General features: G+C 71.5%; 22 protein-coding genes. 8 read left to right on the plus strand and 14 right to left on the minus strand.

Annotated features, from left to right (window positions below; translation table 11 throughout):
- Both ACZYRU_RS06360 and ACZYRU_RS06365 read left to right on the plus strand, forming a co-directional pair.
- Positions 1-271 (plus strand): HNH endonuclease signature motif containing protein (locus tag ACZYRU_RS06360; protein ID WP_488956249.1); only part of this gene is annotated, 271 nt, incomplete at its 5' end.
- 108 nt (positions 272-379) lie between these two features.
- The gene (locus tag ACZYRU_RS06365) at positions 380-922 is read left to right on the plus strand and encodes a GNAT family N-acetyltransferase (RefSeq protein ID WP_488956250.1); all 543 of its coding nucleotides are present in this window, start codon (positions 380-382) and stop codon (positions 920-922) included.
- Here ACZYRU_RS06365 and ACZYRU_RS06370 read toward each other — a convergent pair.
- Genes ACZYRU_RS06370 through ACZYRU_RS06380 form a run of 3 tightly spaced genes read right to left on the minus strand, consistent with a single transcriptional unit; the run spans position 909 to position 5539 of the window.
- Positions 909-3746, minus strand: coding sequence for an AfsR/SARP family transcriptional regulator (locus ACZYRU_RS06370; protein ID WP_488956251.1), 2838 nt, complete (start codon positions 3744-3746; stop codon positions 909-911). The two genes, ACZYRU_RS06365 and ACZYRU_RS06370, sit on opposite strands and share 14 nt — an antisense overlap.
- A 40-nt stretch (positions 3747-3786) precedes the next feature.
- On the minus strand, positions 3787-4917 hold the full coding sequence (locus ACZYRU_RS06375) for a DmpA family aminopeptidase (RefSeq protein WP_488956252.1): 1131 nt from the start codon (positions 4915-4917) through the stop codon (positions 3787-3789).
- Positions 4907-5539, minus strand: coding sequence for a TetR/AcrR family transcriptional regulator (locus ACZYRU_RS06380; RefSeq protein WP_488956253.1), 633 nt, complete (start codon positions 5537-5539; stop codon positions 4907-4909). Before ACZYRU_RS06380 ends, ACZYRU_RS06375 begins: the two co-directional genes overlap by 11 nt.
- A gap of 116 nt (positions 5540-5655) precedes the next feature.
- Here ACZYRU_RS06380 and ACZYRU_RS06385 point away from each other — a divergent pair, with 116 nt between their 5' ends.
- Entirely contained in the window at positions 5656-7077 is a 1422-nt protein-coding gene (locus ACZYRU_RS06385) for an APC family permease (protein WP_488956254.1), read from the plus strand.
- Between the two features lie 42 nt (positions 7078-7119).
- Here ACZYRU_RS06385 and ACZYRU_RS06390 read toward each other — a convergent pair whose 3' ends face one another.
- Entirely contained in the window at positions 7120-7461 is a 342-nt protein-coding gene (locus tag ACZYRU_RS06390; RefSeq protein WP_488956255.1) for a hypothetical protein, read from the minus strand.
- Positions 7462-7569: 108 nt separating this feature from the next.
- Between ACZYRU_RS06390 and ACZYRU_RS06395 the strand changes: the two genes are divergently transcribed.
- The 3 genes from ACZYRU_RS06395 (at position 7570) to ACZYRU_RS06405 (ending at position 8963) form a co-directional block, all read left to right on the plus strand.
- The gene (locus ACZYRU_RS06395; protein WP_488956256.1) at positions 7570-7872 is read left to right on the plus strand and encodes a hypothetical protein; all 303 of its coding nucleotides are present in this window, start codon (positions 7570-7572) and stop codon (positions 7870-7872) included.
- 101 nt (positions 7873-7973) lie between these two features.
- Complete coding sequence (locus tag ACZYRU_RS06400; protein WP_488956257.1) at positions 7974-8336, plus strand: DUF7677 family protein; 363 nt, start codon at positions 7974-7976, stop codon at positions 8334-8336.
- Positions 8337-8525: 189 nt separating this feature from the next.
- Complete coding sequence (locus ACZYRU_RS06405; protein ID WP_488956258.1) at positions 8526-8963, plus strand: hypothetical protein; 438 nt, start codon at positions 8526-8528, stop codon at positions 8961-8963.
- A 69-nt stretch (positions 8964-9032) separates the two neighbouring features.
- Here the strand turns inward: ACZYRU_RS06405 and ACZYRU_RS06410 are convergent, their stop codons facing one another.
- Positions 9033-9440 carry a DUF6331 family protein gene (locus ACZYRU_RS06410; protein ID WP_488956259.1) on the minus strand — a complete coding sequence of 136 codons (408 nt, stop codon included), beginning with the start codon at positions 9438-9440 and terminating at the stop codon, positions 9033-9035.
- A gap of 381 nt (positions 9441-9821) precedes the next feature.
- Between ACZYRU_RS06410 and ACZYRU_RS06415 the strand changes: the two genes are divergently transcribed.
- On the plus strand, positions 9822-11231 hold the full coding sequence (locus ACZYRU_RS06415) for an HNH endonuclease signature motif containing protein (protein WP_488956260.1): 1410 nt from the start codon (positions 9822-9824) through the stop codon (positions 11229-11231).
- Positions 11232-11266: 35 nt separating this feature from the next.
- Here ACZYRU_RS06415 and ACZYRU_RS06420 read toward each other — a convergent pair whose 3' ends face one another.
- The 4 genes from ACZYRU_RS06420 to ACZYRU_RS06435 are packed head-to-tail and all read right to left on the minus strand — an operon-like array spanning position 11267 to position 13225.
- Positions 11267-11521, minus strand: a complete 255-nt coding sequence (locus tag ACZYRU_RS06420) for a hypothetical protein (protein ID WP_488956261.1) — start codon at positions 11519-11521, stop codon at positions 11267-11269.
- 58 nt (positions 11522-11579) lie between these two features.
- Positions 11580-11747, minus strand: coding sequence for a hypothetical protein (locus ACZYRU_RS06425; protein WP_488956262.1), 168 nt, complete (start codon positions 11745-11747; stop codon positions 11580-11582).
- Positions 11737-12495 carry a class I SAM-dependent methyltransferase gene (locus ACZYRU_RS06430; RefSeq protein WP_488957185.1) on the minus strand — a complete coding sequence of 253 codons (759 nt, stop codon included), beginning with the start codon at positions 12493-12495 and terminating at the stop codon, positions 11737-11739. Before ACZYRU_RS06430 ends, ACZYRU_RS06425 begins: the two co-directional genes overlap by 11 nt.
- A gap of 13 nt (positions 12496-12508) precedes the next feature.
- The gene (locus ACZYRU_RS06435) at positions 12509-13225 is read right to left on the minus strand and encodes a helix-turn-helix transcriptional regulator (RefSeq protein ID WP_488956263.1); all 717 of its coding nucleotides are present in this window, start codon (positions 13223-13225) and stop codon (positions 12509-12511) included.
- 91 nt (positions 13226-13316) lie between these two features.
- Between ACZYRU_RS06435 and ACZYRU_RS06440 the strand changes: the two genes are divergently transcribed.
- Positions 13317-13655 (plus strand): hypothetical protein, encoded by a 339-nt coding sequence (locus ACZYRU_RS06440; protein ID WP_488956264.1) that lies wholly within the window; start codon positions 13317-13319, stop codon positions 13653-13655.
- Here ACZYRU_RS06440 and ACZYRU_RS06445 read toward each other — a convergent pair.
- The 5 genes from ACZYRU_RS06445 to ACZYRU_RS06465 all read right to left on the minus strand — a co-directional run bounded on the left by ACZYRU_RS06445 (position 13544) and on the right by ACZYRU_RS06465 (position 19465).
- Positions 13544-14572: an ABC transporter permease gene (locus tag ACZYRU_RS06445; protein WP_488956265.1), complete on the minus strand. Its 1029-nt coding sequence runs from the start codon at positions 14570-14572 to the stop codon at positions 13544-13546. The genes ACZYRU_RS06440 and ACZYRU_RS06445 overlap by 112 nt on opposite strands.
- On the minus strand, positions 14569-16074 hold the full coding sequence (locus tag ACZYRU_RS06450; protein ID WP_488956266.1) for a sugar ABC transporter ATP-binding protein: 1506 nt from the start codon (positions 16072-16074) through the stop codon (positions 14569-14571). Before ACZYRU_RS06450 ends, ACZYRU_RS06445 begins: the two co-directional genes overlap by 4 nt.
- A gap of 5 nt (positions 16075-16079) precedes the next feature.
- Positions 16080-17102, minus strand: coding sequence for a sugar ABC transporter substrate-binding protein (locus ACZYRU_RS06455; protein WP_488956267.1), 1023 nt, complete (start codon positions 17100-17102; stop codon positions 16080-16082).
- A gap of 29 nt (positions 17103-17131) precedes the next feature.
- A complete protein-coding gene (locus ACZYRU_RS06460) occupies positions 17132-18265 on the minus strand; it encodes a class II histone deacetylase (RefSeq protein WP_488956268.1) in 1134 nt (377 codons plus the stop codon).
- A gap of 117 nt (positions 18266-18382) precedes the next feature.
- On the minus strand, positions 18383-19465 hold the full coding sequence (locus tag ACZYRU_RS06465; protein ID WP_488956269.1) for a helix-turn-helix transcriptional regulator: 1083 nt from the start codon (positions 19463-19465) through the stop codon (positions 18383-18385).
- Between the last annotated feature and the right edge of the window lie 69 nt (positions 19466-19534).

Raw genomic sequence — 19534 nt, forward strand, 5'->3', positions numbered from 1 at the left:
TCAACTGCGGGACCACACCTGCCGGTTCCCGCACTGCACCCGCCCCGCCACCCGGTGCGACCTCGACCACGCCCGCGCCCACGGCGAGGGTGGACCGACCTGCCCGTGCAACCTCGTCCCGCTCTGCCGACGGCACCACCGCGCCAAGACCCACTCGGCCTGGCACTACGCGATGCCGATGCCGGCGACCTACGTCTGGACGAGCCCGAGTGGATTCCAGTTCCGGGTCGACCACCGCGGCACCCACCCCATCCACCCGCCGGACGAGTAGCCACCACGCCCCGCACCCCGCGAACCGTCGGTCGCGGGGGCGCCGGCGTGCCGGTGATCCGCCAGAAACCTGTTGGCAGCGGCGCGCAGCGGGTGGTGCAGTCGACCCGTGCTTCCCGACCACTTCCCGCGCATAGAGCACCCGCCGGTGCGCCTGCGCGCGTTCGAGCCCCGCGACGCCGGCCTGGTCGTGTCGGTCGCCGGTGACCCGCTGATCCCGCTCATCACGACGGTGCCGGCCTCGGGGTCTCCCGCCGACGTACAGGCGTACCTCGACCGCCAGCACGACCGGCTGCCGGCCGGGCAGGGCTACTCGTTCGCGATCGCGGACGCCGCCACCGACGAGGCGGTCGGGCAGATCGGGCTGTGGACCTCCGAGATCGGGGCCGGCCGCGCCACCACGGGCTACTGGATCGGTGGGGCACACCGGCGCCGGGGGTATGCCGAAGCGGCGCTCGCCACCCTCACGGACTGGGCGTTCAGCCTGTCCGAGGTCGAGCGGTTGCAGCTCCACGTCGAGCCGTGGAACGAGGGATCCTGGCGAGCAGCCGAACGTTGCGGCTACGAGCGCGAGGGACTGCTCCGCTCGTGGGATCGGATCGGCATCGAGCGGCGGGACATGTACGTCTACAGCAGGGTCAGGCCGAGCTAGGCGTCGCCAGCGCCACCATCGCATCGACGTCGAGCGCCCAACCAGCGGCGACATCGGCGTCGTACGCCGCACCGCGGGCCGCCCGGGCGACCTCGCCGGCCTGCTCGATCAGCGCCTCGTCGGGGCGGTAGTAGCCGTAGACGTTGCCGCCGGTGCCGGCGCGCAGCTGGGCAGCGGCGCCCCGGAGCACCCCGACCCGGGCAAGTCCACCCGCGTCAGGTCCGGGGGACAGCGACTCCACCACCGCGAGCGCGTCGAGCAGGTACGCCAGGTTGGCGTGGTCGCCGGTGTCGCGGCTGAGCAGCACGCCCTCGGCGATCTGGTGACGCGCCCGGTCCGGCTCGCCCTGCGCCATCGAGACCTGGATCGCGGTGAACAGCCCGATGTAGACGGCCAGCGGGTCGTTGCGGCGTCGGGCGGCGGCGAGCGCCTCGTCGACCAGCTTGCCCGCGCCCGCCGGGTTGCCGCGCAGCAGCTCGACGGTGCCGAGCCACACGTGCGACAGCGTCCAGAGCCACTCGCCGTGCAGGCCAGCCTCGTCGCACAGGACGATCGTCTCCTCGATCACCGTGGCGGCGAGGTCGGCGTCGTCGCGGGCGAGCGCGACCAGCCCGATCCCGCCGTACGCGTAGGGGAGTCCCTCGAGGTCACCGGTACGACGCGCGAGGTCCGCGCTCGCCGTCCAGACCGCCTCCGCGTCGACGTCGTCGCCCTGCGCGAACGCGAGGGCGCCGACGACCGAGCCGGCCCGCACGCGTACCGGGTCGGACACGTCGTGGGCGAGCACCGCCTGCATCAGCCGCCGTCCCTCGCGCAGCGCACCGCGGATCCACCAGAACAGCCACAGGTGCCAACCCAGCCAGCCGCCGAGGTCCGCCTGCCCGGAGGCCAGCGACCACTCGACGGCCGCGACCAGGTTGGCGTGCTCGCGCTCGATCTCCGCGAGCGTCTCGACCGTGCCCTCGCCCCGCAGCGACGGCTCGTGCGCGGAGGCGAGAGCCGCGAAGAAGCGCAGGTGGGCGTCCCGCGCCGACTTCTCTGCAGCAGGCGGGAGCCGGGTGGCGGCGTACTGCGCGACCGGCTCCAGCAGCCGGAACCGCGGGCCGGGTCCCACCACCAGGAGCGACTGGTCGACGAGCGACTCGAGCAGGCCGAGGACGTCGCCAGGGGCCACCACGTCGGCGAGCACGGCGTCCGCCGCGTCGATCCCGAAGCCGCCGCAGAACACCGCGAGCCGGGGGAACGCTGCCTGCTCCACGGGTGAGAGCAGCTCGAAGCTCCAGTCGATCGCGGAGCGCATCGTGCGCTGGCGGGGCGGCAGGTCGCGCGCGCCCTCGGCAGCCATCACGTCGTCGAGCCGCGCGAGGATCTCGGCCGGGGACAGCAACCGGACCCGCGCTGCGGCGAGCTCGATCGCGAGCGGGATGCCGGCGAGCCGGTGGCACAGCTGGCCGACCACTGCATCGTCCGCGGACAGCAGCCCCACGGCGCCGGTCGCGGCGGCGCGAGTCACGAACAGCTCGGTGGCAGCGGGCAGGTCGAGCGGCGTCAGCGGGAAGAGCACCTCGCCCCGCACGCGCAGCGGGATCCGGCTGGTGACCAGGATCCGCAGCCCCGGGCAGGCCGCCGCGAGCGTCGCGACCTCGGGCCAGGCATCGAGGAGGTGCTCGGCGTTGTCGAGGAGGAGCAGCCGGTCCTGGTCGCGGAGCAGGTCGAGCAGCGCCGTGAACGGGTCGCCGCCCTCGGCGACGCCGACGGCCCGGGCGATCGCCGGGATCACCGCGGACGGGTCGTGCAGCGGGGCGAGCGGGACCAGGCTGACGCCGTCGGCGAAGGCGGACTCGGCTGCCGCGGCGACCGCCAGGGCCAGCCGGGTCTTGCCGCAGCCGCCGACGCCGGTGACGGTCACCAGCCGCGACGTCGGCGACCGGAGCACGTCGACCAGGTGGGCGACGTCGCGCTCGCGCCCGATCAGCGGTCCGAGCAGGTCGGTCGACGGTACGGCGCTCGGCCGGTGTGGACGGGCGGCCGGTGCCGCAGGGGCGGCCGGGCCGGGCCGCAGCGCGGGGTCCTGCTCGAGGATCTGCTGGTGCAGCCGCTGCACCGCGGGGCCGGGATCGACGCCGAGCTCCTCGACGAGCTGGGCCCGCAGGTCGGCGTACTCCTCCAGCGCGTCGGCCTGACGCCCAGCGAGGTAGAGCGCCCGCATCAGCTGGCCGCGCACCGACTCGCGCAGCGGGTGCTGCCGCGCCAGCCCGGTCAGCCGGGAGACTGCTGCGCCCGCGCGCCCGAGCGTGAGGTCGAGCTCGGCGGCCAGCTCCTCGCCGGTGAGCCGCAGGCCCTCCAGACGCAGCGCTTCGGTCCGCGCGAACGGCTGGGGTACGTCGGCCAGCGGCTCCCCGCGCCACCAGTCGAGTGCCTCGCTCAGGTGGTCCTGCGCGGTCTGCGGGTCGGCCGCGAGCGCCGTACGGGCGGCGTCGATGCCGGCTGCCAGCCGGTCGGTGTCGATCGCGCCGGCCGGCAGGTCGAGCCGGTAGCCGGGCGGGACAGTCGCGATCTCGGCCGGCACCCCCGCCTCGCGCAGCCGCGAGCGGAGCCGGGAGATGACGGCCTGCAGGTTGGCCAGGGTGCCGCCCCGCGCGCTCTCGCCCCAGACCCGGTCGAGCAGGGTGTCGGTCGAGACGACACGGCCCGCGTCGACAGCCAGCGCGGCCAGCGTCTCGCGGTGCCGCGGCGAGCCGATGTCGACGCGCGCGCCCGCCTGGTCGAGCACCTCGAGGGGGCCGAGCAGGCGCAGCGGTACGACGTCCCCACGGTCTGGCACGCGCCAAGGGTAGGCGGCCCCGGGTGGTGGCGCCGCCGGTTTACCCAGCGACGGCAGCCGGCAGGTCGGCGAGCGCGGCGCGGGGGAGTGCGGGCGTGCGGTGCCCGTCGCGCCCGACCATGTCCTGGTTGACCACCAGCGCGTTGAGCACCGACTCCTCGACCGCCTCGACGACCGCCGTGAAGAACGGGTCGATCGCGCCCCAGGGCAGCACCTGCTGCTGGGCCAGCTCGGTCGGCGGTGGGTACATCTGGCTGCGCAGCCCGGGCGCCGGCGCGGTCGAGAAGGCCAGGAAGATGTCGCCGGAGAAGTGCCCGCCGGCGGTGCCCGTGCGGGCCAGACCGAGCGGCACCCGCCGGGCGAGTGCCTTGCACTGGTGGGGGAGCAGCGGAGCGTCGGTGGCGACCACGACGATCACCGAGCCGGCGCCACCGGGCAGCCGACCCTGGCCGGCGGCCACGCCGAGGTCGCGCGCGAACCAGTCGGAGTCCTCCATCGGGTTGTCGGCACCGAGGTCTCGACCGATCGGCGACCCGGCCACGACCAGCTCCCGGCGGTCGCCGAAGTTGGCCTGGAGGAGCACGCCGACGGTGTACGTCGTACCCGCGAACTCGACCTGGCGCGACGAGGTCCCGGTGCCGCCCTTGAAGGCGTAGCAGTTCATCCCGGTGCCGCCGCCGACCGAGCCCTCGGGCACCGGACCGGCGGTCGCGGCGTCGAGCGCGGCGCGGGCGTGCTCGGGGCGGACGTGGCCGCCGTTGATGTCGTTGAGGTAGCCGTCCCAGGTCTCGCCGCACACCGGCAGCAGCCACTGCGCCGCCAGCTGCGGATGGACCTCGTTGACCCACTCGACGGTGCCGGTGTGGCAGGCGCCGACCGCGTGCGTGTTGGAGATCAGGACCGGCATGGTCAGCGCGCCGGACTCCTCGATCCAGGTGGTGCCGGTCAGCTCGCCGTTGCCGTTGAGGGAGTACGACGCAGCGGCGCACGGCTCGCCCACGCCGTCGCGCCCGCGCGGCAGGATCGCCGTGACGCCGGTGCGGACGGCGGTCCCGCTGATGAGCGTCTCGAGGCCGACGGTGACGCCGGGTACGTCGGTGATCGCGTTGTGCGGACCGGGCCGGCCGGAGAGGGCGAGCAGGTCGCGGGCGCGGGGCTGATCAGTGGACACGGGTGACCTCTCGTTCGGGAAGGATGTCGGCGCAGCCGGTGGCCAGACGGGCGTACCCGCAGATCAGGCTCACGGTGCGCTCGTAGTCGAGGGAGCGGATGCCGATGACGATGTGCTCGCCGTACGCGTCCTCGAGCGCGACCAGGTTCTGGGCGATGTCGGTGGCCTCGGTGGCGAGGGTGAAGTGGCCCTGGGCCACGCCCACCTCGAGGATGCCGACGTAGATGGCGACCTGGGTGTCGTAGAGCGCCGCGAACAGGTCGGCGTTGTCCTCGCGCAGCCGCAGGTGGCCGTCGAGCTGGTAGAGCGCGCCGACCAGGTCGTCGTCGGGGGAGGACGGCAGGCCGCCGCGGATCGTGGCGACCAGCTTGTCGCGGGCGTCGGGGTACTGCGTGACCAGCGAGAGCCGGTCGTCGTAGAACCGCTTGCGGGCCCGGGAGTGGACCTCGTTGAGCAGGCCCTGCACGTCGTCGAAGTAGTAGTGCACGGTGCCGGTCGAGACGCCCGCCCGCGCTGCGACGTCGCGGATCCGCAGGCCGGCGGCCCCGACCTCGCGCAGCACCTGGAGAGCTGCGGCGACGATCTGGTCGCGCCGCTGCTCCTGGTCCTTGAACCGTGCCACCCCGTGCCTCCTCGCTGCTCTTCCTGACGCTGCGTCAGGAATGCAGAGGTTACAGATTGCCTATTGACAGAGGTATCCAAACAGTTCTTTGATTCAACGTCAAAGAAAGGGGTGCCATGTCCGAGCTGCACCAGGCCACGTCCACCGGCCGCTACGAGCAGGAGCTCGCGCGGTCGCTGTCGATGCGCGAGAACATCCTCATCACGCTGTCGTCGGTGACGCCGGCGTCCAGCGTCTTCATCATCGTCCCGGCGATCCTGCTGGGCGTGGGCGGCGCTTCGGTGCTCACCATGGGGCTCGCTGCGCTGGCTGCCGTGCTCGTCGGCGTCTGCTACGCCGAGCTGTCCGCGACGTACCCGGTCACCGGCGGGGAGTACACCTGGGCCGCGCGCCTGCTCGGTCGTCCCCTCGGGTTCGGCACCTTCGTGCTGACGATGGTCAACGGGATCCTGATCATCGCCGTGATCGCGCTCGGCACCGGCGACTACCTCAGTGCCGCCTGGTCGGCGTTGGACGGGGTCTGGGTCGGAGTCGTCGTGATCGTGGCGACGACCGCCGTCGCGGCGCTCGACATCCGCACCAACGCCTGGGTGACCGGCGTCTTCCTCGCGACCGAGCTGCTCGCGCTGGTCGTGCTCACCGTGCTCGGGTTCCTCAACCCCGAGCGGGGCCCGGGCGCCTTCTTCTCCGCCCAGACCGCCGGTGACCACGGCCTCGAGACCGTCGGCGTCGCAGCGATCATCGCGCTGCTGCCGGTCGCGCTGTTCGCGTTCAACGGGTACGGCGCCGCGGTCTACTACGTCGAGGAGACCAAGGACGCCAACCGCACGATCGGCCGGGTCATCATGGTCTCGCTCGTCGTGACCGCGCTCGTCGAGATCATCCCGCTCGCCGCCGTCGTGATCGGCGCCCCGAGCATGGAGGCCCTGCTCGGCAGCGACGCCCCGATGAACTACTTCCTGCTCGAGCGCGGCGGGTCCGCCGTCAACACGGCCGTCAGCGTCGGCATCGCCCTCGCCATCGTGAACGCCGTCATCGCCGTCATCATCCAGATCGCCCGCCTCGTCTACGCCTCGGCCCGCGACCGCTCCTGGCCCGGTCCCGTTGACGACGTGCTCGGCCGCATCCACCCGCGCTTCCGCTCGCCCGTCAACGCCACCTTCCTCGTCGGCGCCCTCTCCGCCCTGACCGCCGCCTTCATCCCGCTGACCTGGCTGATCACCGCCACCGGTGCCTCAGTCGCGCTGGTCTACCTCGTCGTCGGTGCGTGTGCGTTGCGGTTGCGCCGGCCGGGCGCGGCGGGTTCGCGCGGCTACCGGATGCCGCTGTGGCCGCTCCCGCCGGTGCTGCTCGTCGCGGGAATGCTGTACGTCTGTGCCGAGGTCGGGCGGGACGCGCCCTCGCAGCTGGTGATCGGGCTGGTCACGGTCGGGATCGGGGTCGCGTACTACTTCGGGTTCATCCACCCGCGGCGCGGGGAGCGGTGGACGCTGCCGGACCCGGTGGAGGAGGAGGCTGACGGCGAGAGGGCTTCCTGACGAGCATGCGATGGCTGGGTGTCCGGACTGTTCGTTTGCGGGCTATCGGTCGTGACGCACGTGCTCTTCGATCACTGTCGCGGAACGTGCGGCTACGAGCATCGAACTCTGACCACCGGCAACCTCCGCGTCCCATGCCCACACGCGGACGTTCTCCGGGTCACCCAGGTAGGGCCGAGCGCTTGCCTCCTCCTCGAGCAGCACTGGCCTGAAGACTGGCCAGCTGAAGCTGTCCCCGATGACGGCGAACTCCACGTCGTCGAAGCGCACCTCGATCTCGTGGTGATAGGTCAGGTCGTTGTCGGCAATCAACACGAGTTGACCTCCAGCCCAGGAGTGGACCGCCCACTCGGCCCATCGCTCATTGAGACGCGAGAGATCCATGCCCCGAGGATAGGCGTCGCTCGTTCTGGCAAGCACCGGTCCGGCGCAGCTCAATGGGGAGACCTCCGGATCTGCCACAAGGCGGGCTCTGCTGACTACGGTGCTGACATGGCGGAAGACCCGAGGGCTCGCATCCTCAACAAGCTCTGGAGAGAGATTCGCTCCATAGACGCCGAGAACGTCAGCCAGATCCCTGCGGCCCGACGGGCCATCGATGCTGGCGCAGGCCCACACGACCTCGCGAAGGCCATGACGGCCGCGGCCTATGAGTCGGTGTTCCATACGCTCTACGTGCTGACTGGCGAGGAGGAAATGGCCGCTCTTGCTGACTCGGGTGCAGTCGAGATGCTCCACGAGGATCTCCTGACCGCTGACCCCAGTGGACGCGAGACCCGCGACTTGTTCGAGTAGCGAAGCCGCAATCCGCTCCGACACGCCAACAGCTGAATGTCGGTGACCTGCAAGAGAACCGATCAGCCGCTCTCGTGACCTCGCTGTGCCACGATCCACGCATGTCCTCGCGAGGCAGAGATGGTGACCCCCGGACCGCACTCAGCCATGGCGCATCAGGCGCGCTGCGACAGTTCGCCGGATGGTTCGCGCGAGGATCAATCGGCCATCCGCTCTTCGACGGTGGCAGGCCGCAAGGTCATCCGGATGTGGCGGACTATCGCCTGTCCTCGGGAGACGACGCTAGTGCGGTTGAAACTGCGTTCGCGATCTTCGCCAACAACCTGCAGTTGGACGATGCGGGCAACCCGACCAATGCGAAGTTCGCCGAGCGACGAGCAGCCTGCGAGTTCTTCCGTTACCAAACGGGGCGCTGGCCCGAAGGCGAGCCAGAACTTCGCGAGGGAGAAGCGGAGTTGCACTGAGCGACGGGGGCACTCACATGCCGTGTTCAGGGTGGAACGCGTCGTCTTGTCGGATCGCGGGCAACGGCTGTCTCCCAGGGTCTGGAGCGGCGATCCGTGACTGAAGACCCAGTCATGCCGCCGGGGTCGCCTCCTGTGCGGACAACAAGGGGTACCCGGTCGTCACGGCTGGTGACTACCTTTCCGATCGTGCAGCCACTGTCCTCTGTGTTCATTCGCCGACCATTCCACTGGGGCATCGTCGTTGTGATCGATCCCGAGACTGGCGATGTTCCCGACGTGGACCCCGAGTCATCCGTATCCGCATCGCCAGGTGGACTCGTCGTGTTGATTCGGCACGCGCAGGACGTGGATTCGTTCGACGGCGACATCGATTTCGCTGAAGCCGAGGTGGAGGTTCGACTCCTTGCCGAGGCAGGCCCGCAGGACGCGCGTCGGGTGCTCTACGCCGGTCACCTGAATGTGCCTTCCGGCCGACTGTCTGTCGGTGATGCGGACGGGGACGAGTTGATTGGTGCCCATCGGGGCTGGAACGAGGTTGTCGTCTCCGTGGGCTCCGATGTCGAGGAGGACGACCTCAGCCCCGACGCGGTACGCATTGACCTGCTCCCTGTCGAAGCGCACTGACCATCTGGTAGCTGGGCTCGGCATGGGTCTGACGCGATTCGCTCCATCACGCCGGTGCCCGCACCTCGTCTAGCGCGGTGGAGTTGCCTTCGCGGCAAGGTCGTCCAGCAGATTGGAGTAGGCGGATGGCGTCAGGACGTCGTTGAACAGGTCCGCGGAAACCGCTTCGGCATCGATCTTGCGAATGGTGCGCGCGGCCTCTCGAAGGTGAACCACGAGGGCAGGCACATCACCTGGGCTGCGATCGCGACCCATGACACCGCCCGGGTCCTTCGTGCCCCAACCGCACGCCCACGCCACTGAATCGTCCGAGAAGTCGTAGGCATCGAGTCCACAACAGCCCGGGACACACTCGCGCTGAAGCGTCACCCAGAACCAGTCCGCATCCGGGATCAGGTGATCGATCGAAGTCACCTCGCGGTCTCCTTGGGCAGGACGAACCATCCGCCAACCCTCACCTTCGGCATCGCTCGGCACCTCGCCAGCATAGGAAGGAGTCAGGGTTCGGCGCCTCCGTTGTCATCTGCGGCAGGCAGCGCGGATCTGCCGCGATCCGCTCGACATGTCGATGAGCGGTGAGACGGCTACGCCTGGAAGATGCCGCTCTCGGACTCAGTATCGAACGCACGGGCTCCCAGCCGGTCCAGAAGCCGGCGCACGCAGGTGTCAGCCGCGCGATGGTCGGTGGCGCGCACGTGCAGCGCGAAGGACTTCAGGGGTCGGTGCAGATTCGTCGGCAGCAGGGCCCCGCGTGACGCGGAGAATCCGGTGAGATCCGCCCGAGAGATTCGCCGGATTTTTCGAGGGTGGCTCACACAACCCCTTGATTCGAACATGTGTTCGAATTAGGATGAGCGCATGACTTCTCTCGGGGCGCTCGACACGGCAACCACCGTGGCGCAGCGTGCCGCGGAGCTGGCCGGTGCCGACTGGGGTCTGCTCGACGGCCCCGAGATGGTGGCGGGCGTGGAGGCGATCGCCGCGGCCCGGTCCTTCCTCGATGCGGCACTGTTGCGCGGGGTTGCTCGACTCGAAGCGACGGACGCGCTGCGAGAGCTGGGTTGGGCCTCGGTCAAGGACTATCTGACCCACCTGACCGGTGGTCACAAGGGCGCCGGCGGCGGACTGGTCCGTGCCGTCGAGCAGCTGCGTGACCTCCCCGAGGTCCAGGCCGCCCTCGAGACCGGGCGAGTCACCCTGCCCCAGGCGCGGGCGATCGCCTCGAAGGTCCACACGCTGCCCCGGGTGGCGGAGTTCCGGACCGCCGTAGCCGGACGGATGCTCGAGCTGGTCGACACCCACGGCCACGACGCCACCGACCTGCACAACGCGTTCGGCGACGTGGTCCGCGAGCTCGACCCCGACGCCGCACTCGTCAATGCCGAGAAGGGGAAGGCGAAGGCCGAGCGGGCTGCTCACCACGCCCGCCACCTCTCCTTCGCCGAGGACGGCCACGGCGGCGTCAGGGTCAAGGGCTACGGGAGCGTGGAGGACGCGGAGAGGATCAAGGCCACCCTCCACCCGCTCGCCGCACCCGTCACCACCGAACCCGGTGCCTGCGGTGGGGTGAACCGTGCACCGGGTGAGGCGGTGTTCGACGAGGACGGCGTCGCCACTGCCGCTGCGTGCCTCACCCCCGGCTGTGGGCACGACGGGCGTGACCCCCGCGACGCCGGCGCCCGGCTCTGGGACGCCCTCGTCGACGCGTGTGATCGGCTCGCCGCGACCGACGAGCTGCCCCGCGACCACGGCACCAAGCCCCGCGTGATCGTGCTCATCGACCAGGAATCCCTGCGCCAACAGGTGATCGACGCGGGCCTCGCCCGCAACGGCCAGACCCCGACCGGCGCACGGTTCTCCGCGACGGCGGTCCGACGGATGGCGTGCGACGCCGAGATTATCCCCACCGTCCTCGGCACCCACGGCCAGGTCCTCGACGTCGGCCGCACCCAACGACTCGTCACCGCCGCGATCTGGCTCGCCCTCGTCATCCGCGACCGACACTGCGCCTTCCCCGGCTGCACCCGCATGCCACTCGCGTGCGATGCCCACCACGTCGTCCACTGGGCCGACGGCGGTGCGACCAGCCTCGACAACCTCGTCATGCTCTGCCGCCACCACCACGTCCTCATCCACCAGACCCCCTGGGCCGTCCACATCGACCACGACACCGGACAACCCGTGTGGACCCCACCATCCCGCAACGCCCGCGAGGACTACCGCAAGGCAGGGATCACCTACGCACCAGCACGACCACGCGCCGCCTGATCACGTGTCGGCGCGCGCCGCCCTGCCCAGTCGCGCTACGCCGAGCCCGCCAATGATTCGAGTTCGTGGACCTCGTAGCGCGTGGATCCGGTCCTTCGCGCCGTCGCGACCAGCGCGGTGACCTGGTTGGGTGTCAGCGAGACGTCGTTCTCGAAGAGCGCATCCGCGAGCCATTCGACAGCGACGGTCCATTCGCCCGCGTCGAGTTCCTCCCGAACGGCTTCGACGGTGCTCTCGTCGACCAACTCGGCCAGCGCAATGAGCGTGGTGCTGAACTGCTTTTCGTCCATCGAAGGCTCCCCAGGCGCCGGCTGGCGCGAACTCGCGGGTTCTGACCGTGGGTGGAGGTCAGGGCCCCGGCAACCCCGCCACCGGTACGACGACCCGCTCCATCTCCTGCCCGCCGTCACACGTCATCAGCGCGACCGTTGCCAGCCCGTCCCGTTCGCCGACCACCTGCCAGTGCCCGCCAGACAGGATCCAGCGGTCGAGCGCGAGGCGGCCGTCAGCGGACACCGGTGGCCGCCCATGCGGTGGCCGACATCGTGAACGGTCCGTCGCCGAGCTCGGCCCGCAGGAGCGTGACCATCCTCTCCTGCTGGTGGCCGCCCAGCGCGTCGAAGGCGACGCCGGCGGTGCCGACGCCGAAGGTGTAGGGCTCCCACCAGTCGTCGAAGGTGGGGAAGTCGACGCTGACGGTCAGGGGCACCTCGGTGACCTCGTGCAGCCCGGCGGCGAGCAGCAGGGCAGCCAGGTCGCCGGCGTTGGACCCGGGCAGCGAGGACTCGTCGGTCACCGTCGGGTCGACGGCGAGGACCGCGCGCCAGAAGGCCGACAACGGGCCGGTGCCGCCGCCGTGGTCCCACACGCACGCGCTCACCCGGCCGCCGGGTCGGGTGACGCGCCGCATCTCGCTGACGCCGCCGGACGGGTCGGTCATGAAGTGCACGACGAGCTGGGCGAGGGTCGCGTCGAAGGACTCGCCGGGGAACGGGAGCGACTCCGCCGACGCCTGGCGTACGACGGCACCCGGGTGGGCGGCAGCTGCGGCGGTCACGAAGGTGGCGACGGGGTCGACGGCGGCGACGCGCGCCGCACCCTGGCGGCGTACCAGCTCGGCGGTCAGCATCCCCGGACCGCACCCGACGTCGAGGACGGCCGCGGACGGACCGACACCGGCCAGGCCCACGTCGGCGAACAGTGGAGCGAGGGGAGTGGAGAACCTCCCCATGAAGCTGATGTAGGCGTCCGCCACCTCGAACATGGCCACGCCGCGATCATTCTCCGCTCGCGGGCGCGTGTCCATCGGTCCGCACGGTCACGCAGCAGTGCCCGGGGTCGGGCTCGAGGTGCGCGGTGACGCCGGCGCAGCCGAGGCCGTCGGCCACGCCCTGGACGAAGGAACGGTTGAGTCCGCAGACGAGGGCGGTGTGCTTCTGGGCGAGGGCGTCGAACGGGCAGTTCGCCAGGGAGACCGCGTCCGGGGAGACGGCGGGCTCGTAGCCCTGCCCGGCCAGCACCGCGGCCAGGTCGGTCAGGTCGGGCAGTCCCGGAGGAGCGGCCACCCCTGCGGCCTCGCCGCCGACGGACTGCCCCTCGGCGTGCGCCGAGGCCACGAGGGCGTCGTCGAGGTCCTCGCCGGCGCCGGCACGGCCGACCGCAGCGGCGAGGATGTCGCCGACCAGGTCGTAGCGCCGGGGCGGCAGGGTGACCGCGAACTCGCGCGCCGAGCGCCGGTACAGCTTGCTCGGCCGGCCGGCGCCGGGCCCACTGCGACCGCTGAGCCGGCGGAACTCCACCTCCAGCAGCCCCTCCTCGGCGAGCCGGTCGAGGTGGAAGCTCACCGTGTGCTTGGCGATCCCCAGTGCCGCGGCGGTCGCGTCGCGGCCGACGGCATCGTGCTGGGCAGCGACGTACTCGTAGAGCGCGCGCCGGGTCGGGTCGGCGAGCACGCCGATGGCAGCGGCGCCGGGGCCCAGCGTGTCAACGTCCACGTGGAGATTCTAAAACAGAGTTCGCTTGACACAAGAGGGTTCTCGGGGTTCTAAATTGGAAGAAGTTCCGTTTTAGAGACGAGGAGTCACCATGACCACCGGCACCACCACCCCCACCGACCGGACGAACCTGGTCGGCCCCGAGGGAGCCTTCCTGCTCCTGCGCACGGTGTTCACCATCGCGCCGATCGCCTTCGGCCTGGACAAGTTCGCGAACGTCCTGACCGACTGGGAGCGCTACCTCGCCCCGCGGTACGGCGGCCCGCTGGTCGCGCTCTGGCTGGCCGGCATCATCGTCGACCTGGTCAGCACGGGCGACTACGACGACGTCGCGCTGCGCGACTTCGGGCTGCTCTCGGCGGCGCTCGCCCTGACCCTGCTCGCCTGGGGCCGGACCGCGGCCAGCGCCTCGAGCCGCGGCGCGAGGTAGGCCAGCCCGGCGGCGACGACGAGCGCGAGGCCCTGGGCGACCTGCTGCCAGAAGGTCGGCACGCCGACCAGGGTCAGCCCGTTCTGCAGGATCCCGAGGAACGCGACACCGAGCACCACGCCGAAGAGGGTCCCGGAGCCGCCGGTCAGGGCGACGCCGCCGACCAGGACGGCGGTCAGCACGGCGAGCTCGAAGCCGGTGCCCGCCGTCCCCGACTGCACGGCGCCGAGTACCGACGCCTTGATCGCGCCGGCCAGTGCCGCGCTGGCGCCGGTGGCGAGGAACAGGGCGAAGGGCACGGTGCGGACCCGCACGCCGGAGAGGTACGCCGCCTCGCGGGAGACCCCGATCGCGTAGATGTGCCGCCCGACGGGCGTCAACGCGAGGACCGCCCCGGCGACGAGTACGACGATGAGCGCGATCACGACGGGCGAGGGCAGCCCGGCGACCTTGGCCCCGCCGAGCCAGGCGAAGGAGTCGCCGAAGCTGGTCAGGGGGAGCGGCGCGAACTGCTGGGCGAGGCCGCGGACGGCGGTCAGCGTGCCGAGCGTGACGATGAACGGCGACAGGCCGACCACGCAGCACAGGAACCCGTTGACCGCGCCGACCGCGAGCCCGGCGAGCAGCGAGAGCAGCACGCAGGTGAGCAGGCTGCCGGCGTGCTCGGACGCCAGCCATCCGGCGGCGACCGCGCCGAGCGCGTACGTCGAGCCGACCGACAGGTCGAGGTAGCCGCTGATCACCAGCAGTGCGGAGGGCACCGCGACGATCGCGAGGGTGGCGCTGTCGGTCGCGATGCCCAGCAGGTTCTGGCTGCCGACGAAGCTGCCGGTGGACAGCTCGAAGCCGATCGCCATCAGGACGATGACCGGGATCAGCGGGTACCGCGCGAGCTGGCGGAGGTTGAGGGAGTTCATGACAGGTGCTCCTGGAGGTCGGAGTCGGACTGGTGGACCGCGTGCAGGAGGGCGTCCTCGTCGAGGGCGTCGCCGGCCAGCTCGCCGATGACCCGTCCTTCGTGCATGACCAGTGCGCGGTCGGCGAGGGCGACGATCTCCTCGGGGTCGGTGGACGCGAACAGGACCGCCGTACGACGCTCCGAGGCGATCGTGCGCACCACCTTGTAGATTTCGTGGCGGGCGCGTACGTCGACGCCCTGGGTCGGCTCGTCGAGCAGCAGCACGGTGGTCGGCAGGATGCCGTTGATCCAACGGCCGAGGAGCAGCTTCTGCTGGTTGCCGCCCGAGAATGCGCGGGCCGGTGCGTTCGGGGTCGCCGGGTGCACGGCCAGCGAGGCGGCGAGCCGCTCGAAGGCCTCGGCCTCGGCCCTCCTGCTGCGCAGCCCGAACCGGGACAGCACGCCCTGCGCCGGGAGCAGCGCGTTGTCGAGCGCGCTCAGTGACGCGAACAGGCCCTGGCGGCCGCGGTCGCCGGGGACGAGCGCGAGACCGGCGGCGAGCGCAGCACGGGGCGTCGCTCGCCGTACCTCCCGGCCGCCCACGGTGATCGAGCCCTGCCGGGCCCGCCGGCCGAAGATCATCTCCAGCGTGCGGGTGCGGCCCGAGCCGATCAGGCCGTAGAGGCCGACGATCTCGCCGGGCCGGACCTCGAGGTCGACCGGGCCGATGCCGGGGCCGGTGAGGCCGCGGACCAGCAGCTGCGGGGGATCGGCGTCGTGCACGGGGCTGGCCGGCGGCAGGTCGGTCGGCGGCTCGGCGATCGCCTCGATGATGTCGCGACGGGTCTTGCCCTCCAGCGACGTCGCGACGTGCACCTGGCCGTCGCGAAGCACCGTCATCCGGTCGGCGAGCCGCTCGACCTCGCCGAGCAGGTGGGTGACGTAGCAGATCGCCAGGCCCTGCTCCTGGAGCGAGCGCACGGTGCGCTCCAACGCGCCGATCTCGTGCGAGGACAGGGCCGCGGTCGGCTCGTCGAGGACCAGCACGACCGGGTTGCGTGAGAGCGCCTTGGCGATCTCGACCAGCTGCTTCTGGCCCATGGGCAGGTCGCCGACCCGGCTGTCGATCGAGGACGTCGCCCCGAGCCGGTCGAGCAGCTGCTGCGCCGCCTCCCGCTGGGCCCGACGGTCCACGATGCCCAGGCGACGGTGCTCCTGGCCGAGGAAGATGTTGTCCACGACCGAGAGCGAGTCGACCAGGCTGAGGTGCTGGAAGATGATCGCGATACCGGCGTCGATCGACTGCCGCGGGGTGAGGCCCGCATAGCTGCGACCGCCCACCTCGATGGTGCCGCCGTCGGGGTGGAATGCCCCACCCAGCGCCTTGATCAGCGTGGACTTGCCCGCGCCGTTGTGGCCGAGCAGCGCGTGGACCTCACCTGCCTCGATGGTGAGGTCCACGCCCTGCAGGGCGTGCACGCCGCCGAAGGACTTCCGGAGCCCGGTGACCCGCAGTGCCATCGCGATCAGCCGTACTGCGAGATGATCTCGTCGAGCAGCGCGTCGCCCTGCTTGACCAGCGTGATCGGTACGTCGGTGCTGGCCTCGGCGTCGCTCTTGCCGTCGGCGACCGCGAGCGGCACGTCGATGACCGCGTTGCCGATGTCGCGCAGCTGCAGGGCCGCCGAGGCCCGGTAGAAGGTGCCCTTCTTGATCAGCTCGAGCGAGCCGAGGTCGCCGTCCTGGCCGCCGACGTACGTCTTCGCGTCGGTCTCCGAGCGACCCGACTCGACGAGCGCCTTGTAGCCGCCGAAGGCCGCGCCGTCGGTGATGCCGAGGATGACGTTGACGTCGGGGTGCTTGGCGAGGATCGCCTTGGTCTTGGTCAGCGCGGTGTCGGGGTCGATCGCCTGCTCACGACCGACGACCTCCATGTCCGGTGCGGCCTTCGTGAAGGCGTCGATCATGCCCTTGGTGCGCTCGATGCCGAGCTGGATGGTGTCGTCGACGAGGAAGGCCACCTTGCCCTTGCCGCCGAGGTTCTCCTTGGCCCAGGTCGCGGCGTCCTCGCCGAGCTTGCGGCCGCCCTCCTCGAAGCTGAAGGTGATCGAGGCGCTCTGGTTCTTCAGCGTGCCGCCGTACGTCACCCAGATGATGCCGGCCGACAGCGCCTTGGCCGCCTGCGTCTCGAGGGCCTCGAAGACCATCGGGAAGGACACGATCGCGGGGACCTTCTTGGCGATCAGCGTGTCCAGGTTGGACGCCTGGACGTCCGGCTTGCCGTTGTCGTTGGTCTGCTCGAGCGAGACGCCCTTCTCCTTCGCGCGGTCCTTGGCGAACTTCGCGACGCCGGCGTAGACGGGCAGGAAGGTGAACGGGTAGTCCCAGGCGACGGTGTCGACGTCCTTGCTGGACTTCGCCACCTTGTCGCCGGAGGCCTTGGTGCTGGACGGCGCGCTGCACGCGGAGGCCAGGACGGCGGCCCCGATGCCGCCGGTCCAGGCGAGGAAGGCACGACGGTCGACGGACTTCTTCACGACTGCGTTCATGGTGGTGCTCCGATCGGGAGGAGGAGGGGTCACGACCCGGCGCGGGTGCCGGCGTGGATGTCGTCGAGGAAGGGCACGACCTGGTCGAGGACGGCGCTCTGGTGCGGCTGCAGCTCCAGGCCGGCCATCCCGCCGAAGATCGGCTCGTAGGGGTCGGTCAGCGGCTCGGTCACGCCGGCCAGCGCCTCGATCACGGCCAGGCCGCAGAACGGCACGTAGACCGGGTTGTAGCCACCCTCGTGGCTCATCGCGAGTCGGCCGTCGCAGTGCGTGGCGGCCAGCTCGAGCAGCCGCTCGGTCATGGCCCGGTAGTCGCTGCTGGTCAGCGCCTGGCGCGAGAGCGGGTCGGTGGCGTTGGCGTCGAAGCCGCTGGCGACCAGGATCAGGTCCGGGCGGAACCGGTCGATCGCGGGCGCCACGACCCGGTCGATCGCGGACAGGTAGCCGCCGCCCCCCGTGCCCGGCGGGAGCGGCACGTTGACGGCGTACCCGAAGCCGGCGCCCTCCCCGCGCTCGGTGACGAACCCGGAGTCGGGCGGGAACACCCGGTCCTGGTGCAGCGAGATGGTCAGCGTGTTCGGGTCCTCCCAGAAGACCTTCTGGGTGCCGTTGCCGTGGTGGACGTCCCAGTCGAGGACCGCGATCCGCTCGACGCCGTGGGTACGACGCACCGCACGGGCCGCGATCGCGAGGTTGGCGAACATGCAGAAGCCGCGGCCGGTCTCGGGCTCGGCGTGGTGACCCGGCGGCCGGACCAGCGCGTACGCGTTGTCGACCCGGCCCTCGACGACCGCCGTGGTCGCCTCGATCATGCCGCCGGCCGCGAGCCGGCCGATCTCGATGCCGCCCGGCCCGAACGGGCTCAGCCCGTCGCCGGAGTCGCCGCCCTTGGGCTGCTCGCTCTCGGCCTTGATCCGCGCCAGGTGCTCCTCGGTGTGGACCGCGAGGATCTCCTCGTCGGTCGCCTTGCGCGGCTCGAGGCGGGTGAGCTGGTCGATGGCACCGGACACGACGACCAGCTCGTGGATGCGGCGCTTGGTCTCGGCGTTCTCGAAGTGCTGGAACGGCTGGATGCCCGCGCGGTGGTCGGCGGGGAAGAGCCCGGCGTTGGTTCCGGTGTCGTGCCAGCCGAAGAGCTCGTGGTACAGGTAGCCGGTCGCCATCGCGCCTCCCGGGGGTACGGCGCCGGTGGTTCCGGCGCGGTCCCGCAATCGTGGGACCGCGGTGTGACGCGGGTCATTGGCAGAAATGCCAGTCTTCGGACCCGAACGACCTCGGGATCAGCCGACGGGCTGCTGCAGCACCCGGGCCAGCGACCGCACCGACGCCGGGTCGGCGGACGGCAGCAGCACGCCGGCGGCGGTCGCCTTCGCGGCCGCACCCGCCCGGGACGGGCTGTCCAGTCGCGCCAGGATCGCCTCGACGTGGGCAGCGACGGTGCGCTGGGTCAGGCACAGCTCGTCGGCGATCTCGCGGTTGCCGGCGCCCGTGGCGACGGCGGTGAGCACCTCGAGCTGGCGCAGGGTCAGGCCGAGCGTGGAGGCGGCGGGCCGGGTGGCCACCGTGCACGGCTGGCGCATCGCGGCGCGGCCGGACGGGCAGTGCACCCGGACCTCGATCAGCCGGCCCGCCTGCTGGTGCAGGAAGGTGGCGAACCGGGTCCCGGTGCCGAGGATGGAGCGGATGATGCCGAGCAGGTCGGCGTCGAGCGCGGCGTGCAGCGGGGCGCGGCCGACGACGGGCGTGGCCCGGCCGGCGGCGTCGAGCCGGACGACGGCGTACTCCCGCGGCAGGGTGACGTCGGGCGTCGAGCAGGTGGCGACGGTGGTCAGTCGGGCGAAGGCCCGCCCGAGTGGGGGCAGCGCGCCGGTGAGCTCGGGGGCGAAGTCGCGGGTGCTGCGGGCGGACAGGTGCAAGAGCCCGACCAGGTGGGCGCTGGAGTCGCGCAGCGCGAGCGAGATGCCGTCGTCGTACCCCGCCGGGTGGAGGACGTCGAGGTAGTGCGCGGAGCGGCGGAAGTCGTAGGGGTCGTCCTCGTCGATCCGCAGCCCGCCGGTCGCGGCGAGCACGCGCCGGCCGTGTGGGGACGGCGCCAGGTCGGCGCACAGGTGCTGGGAGACCTCGGGGGAGTAGCCCACGCTCGCAACGGTCTGGAAGGACGGCGCTTGCGGGTCGTCGGCGTCGGTGAGGGCCGTGTCGAGCTGGCAGGCGGCGGCGCCTAGGTCGTCGGCGAGCCGCTCGAGCAGGTGGGGCGCGGCCGTGGTCGCCTCGTCGGGGGTGGCCAAGGCGGCCAGGTCGCCGAGCAGGTCGATCAGGCGGTCCGAGACGGGGTGCGGGGCGTTCGCCCCGGCGGGTGCGTCCATGCTCCCCCCACGGTGACGGACAGGTTGCTTCGGACCCTCACGGTAGAGATCCGGGGGAGGGCTGGCAAG

Source organism: Nocardioides sp. F233 (assembly GCF_057813895.1).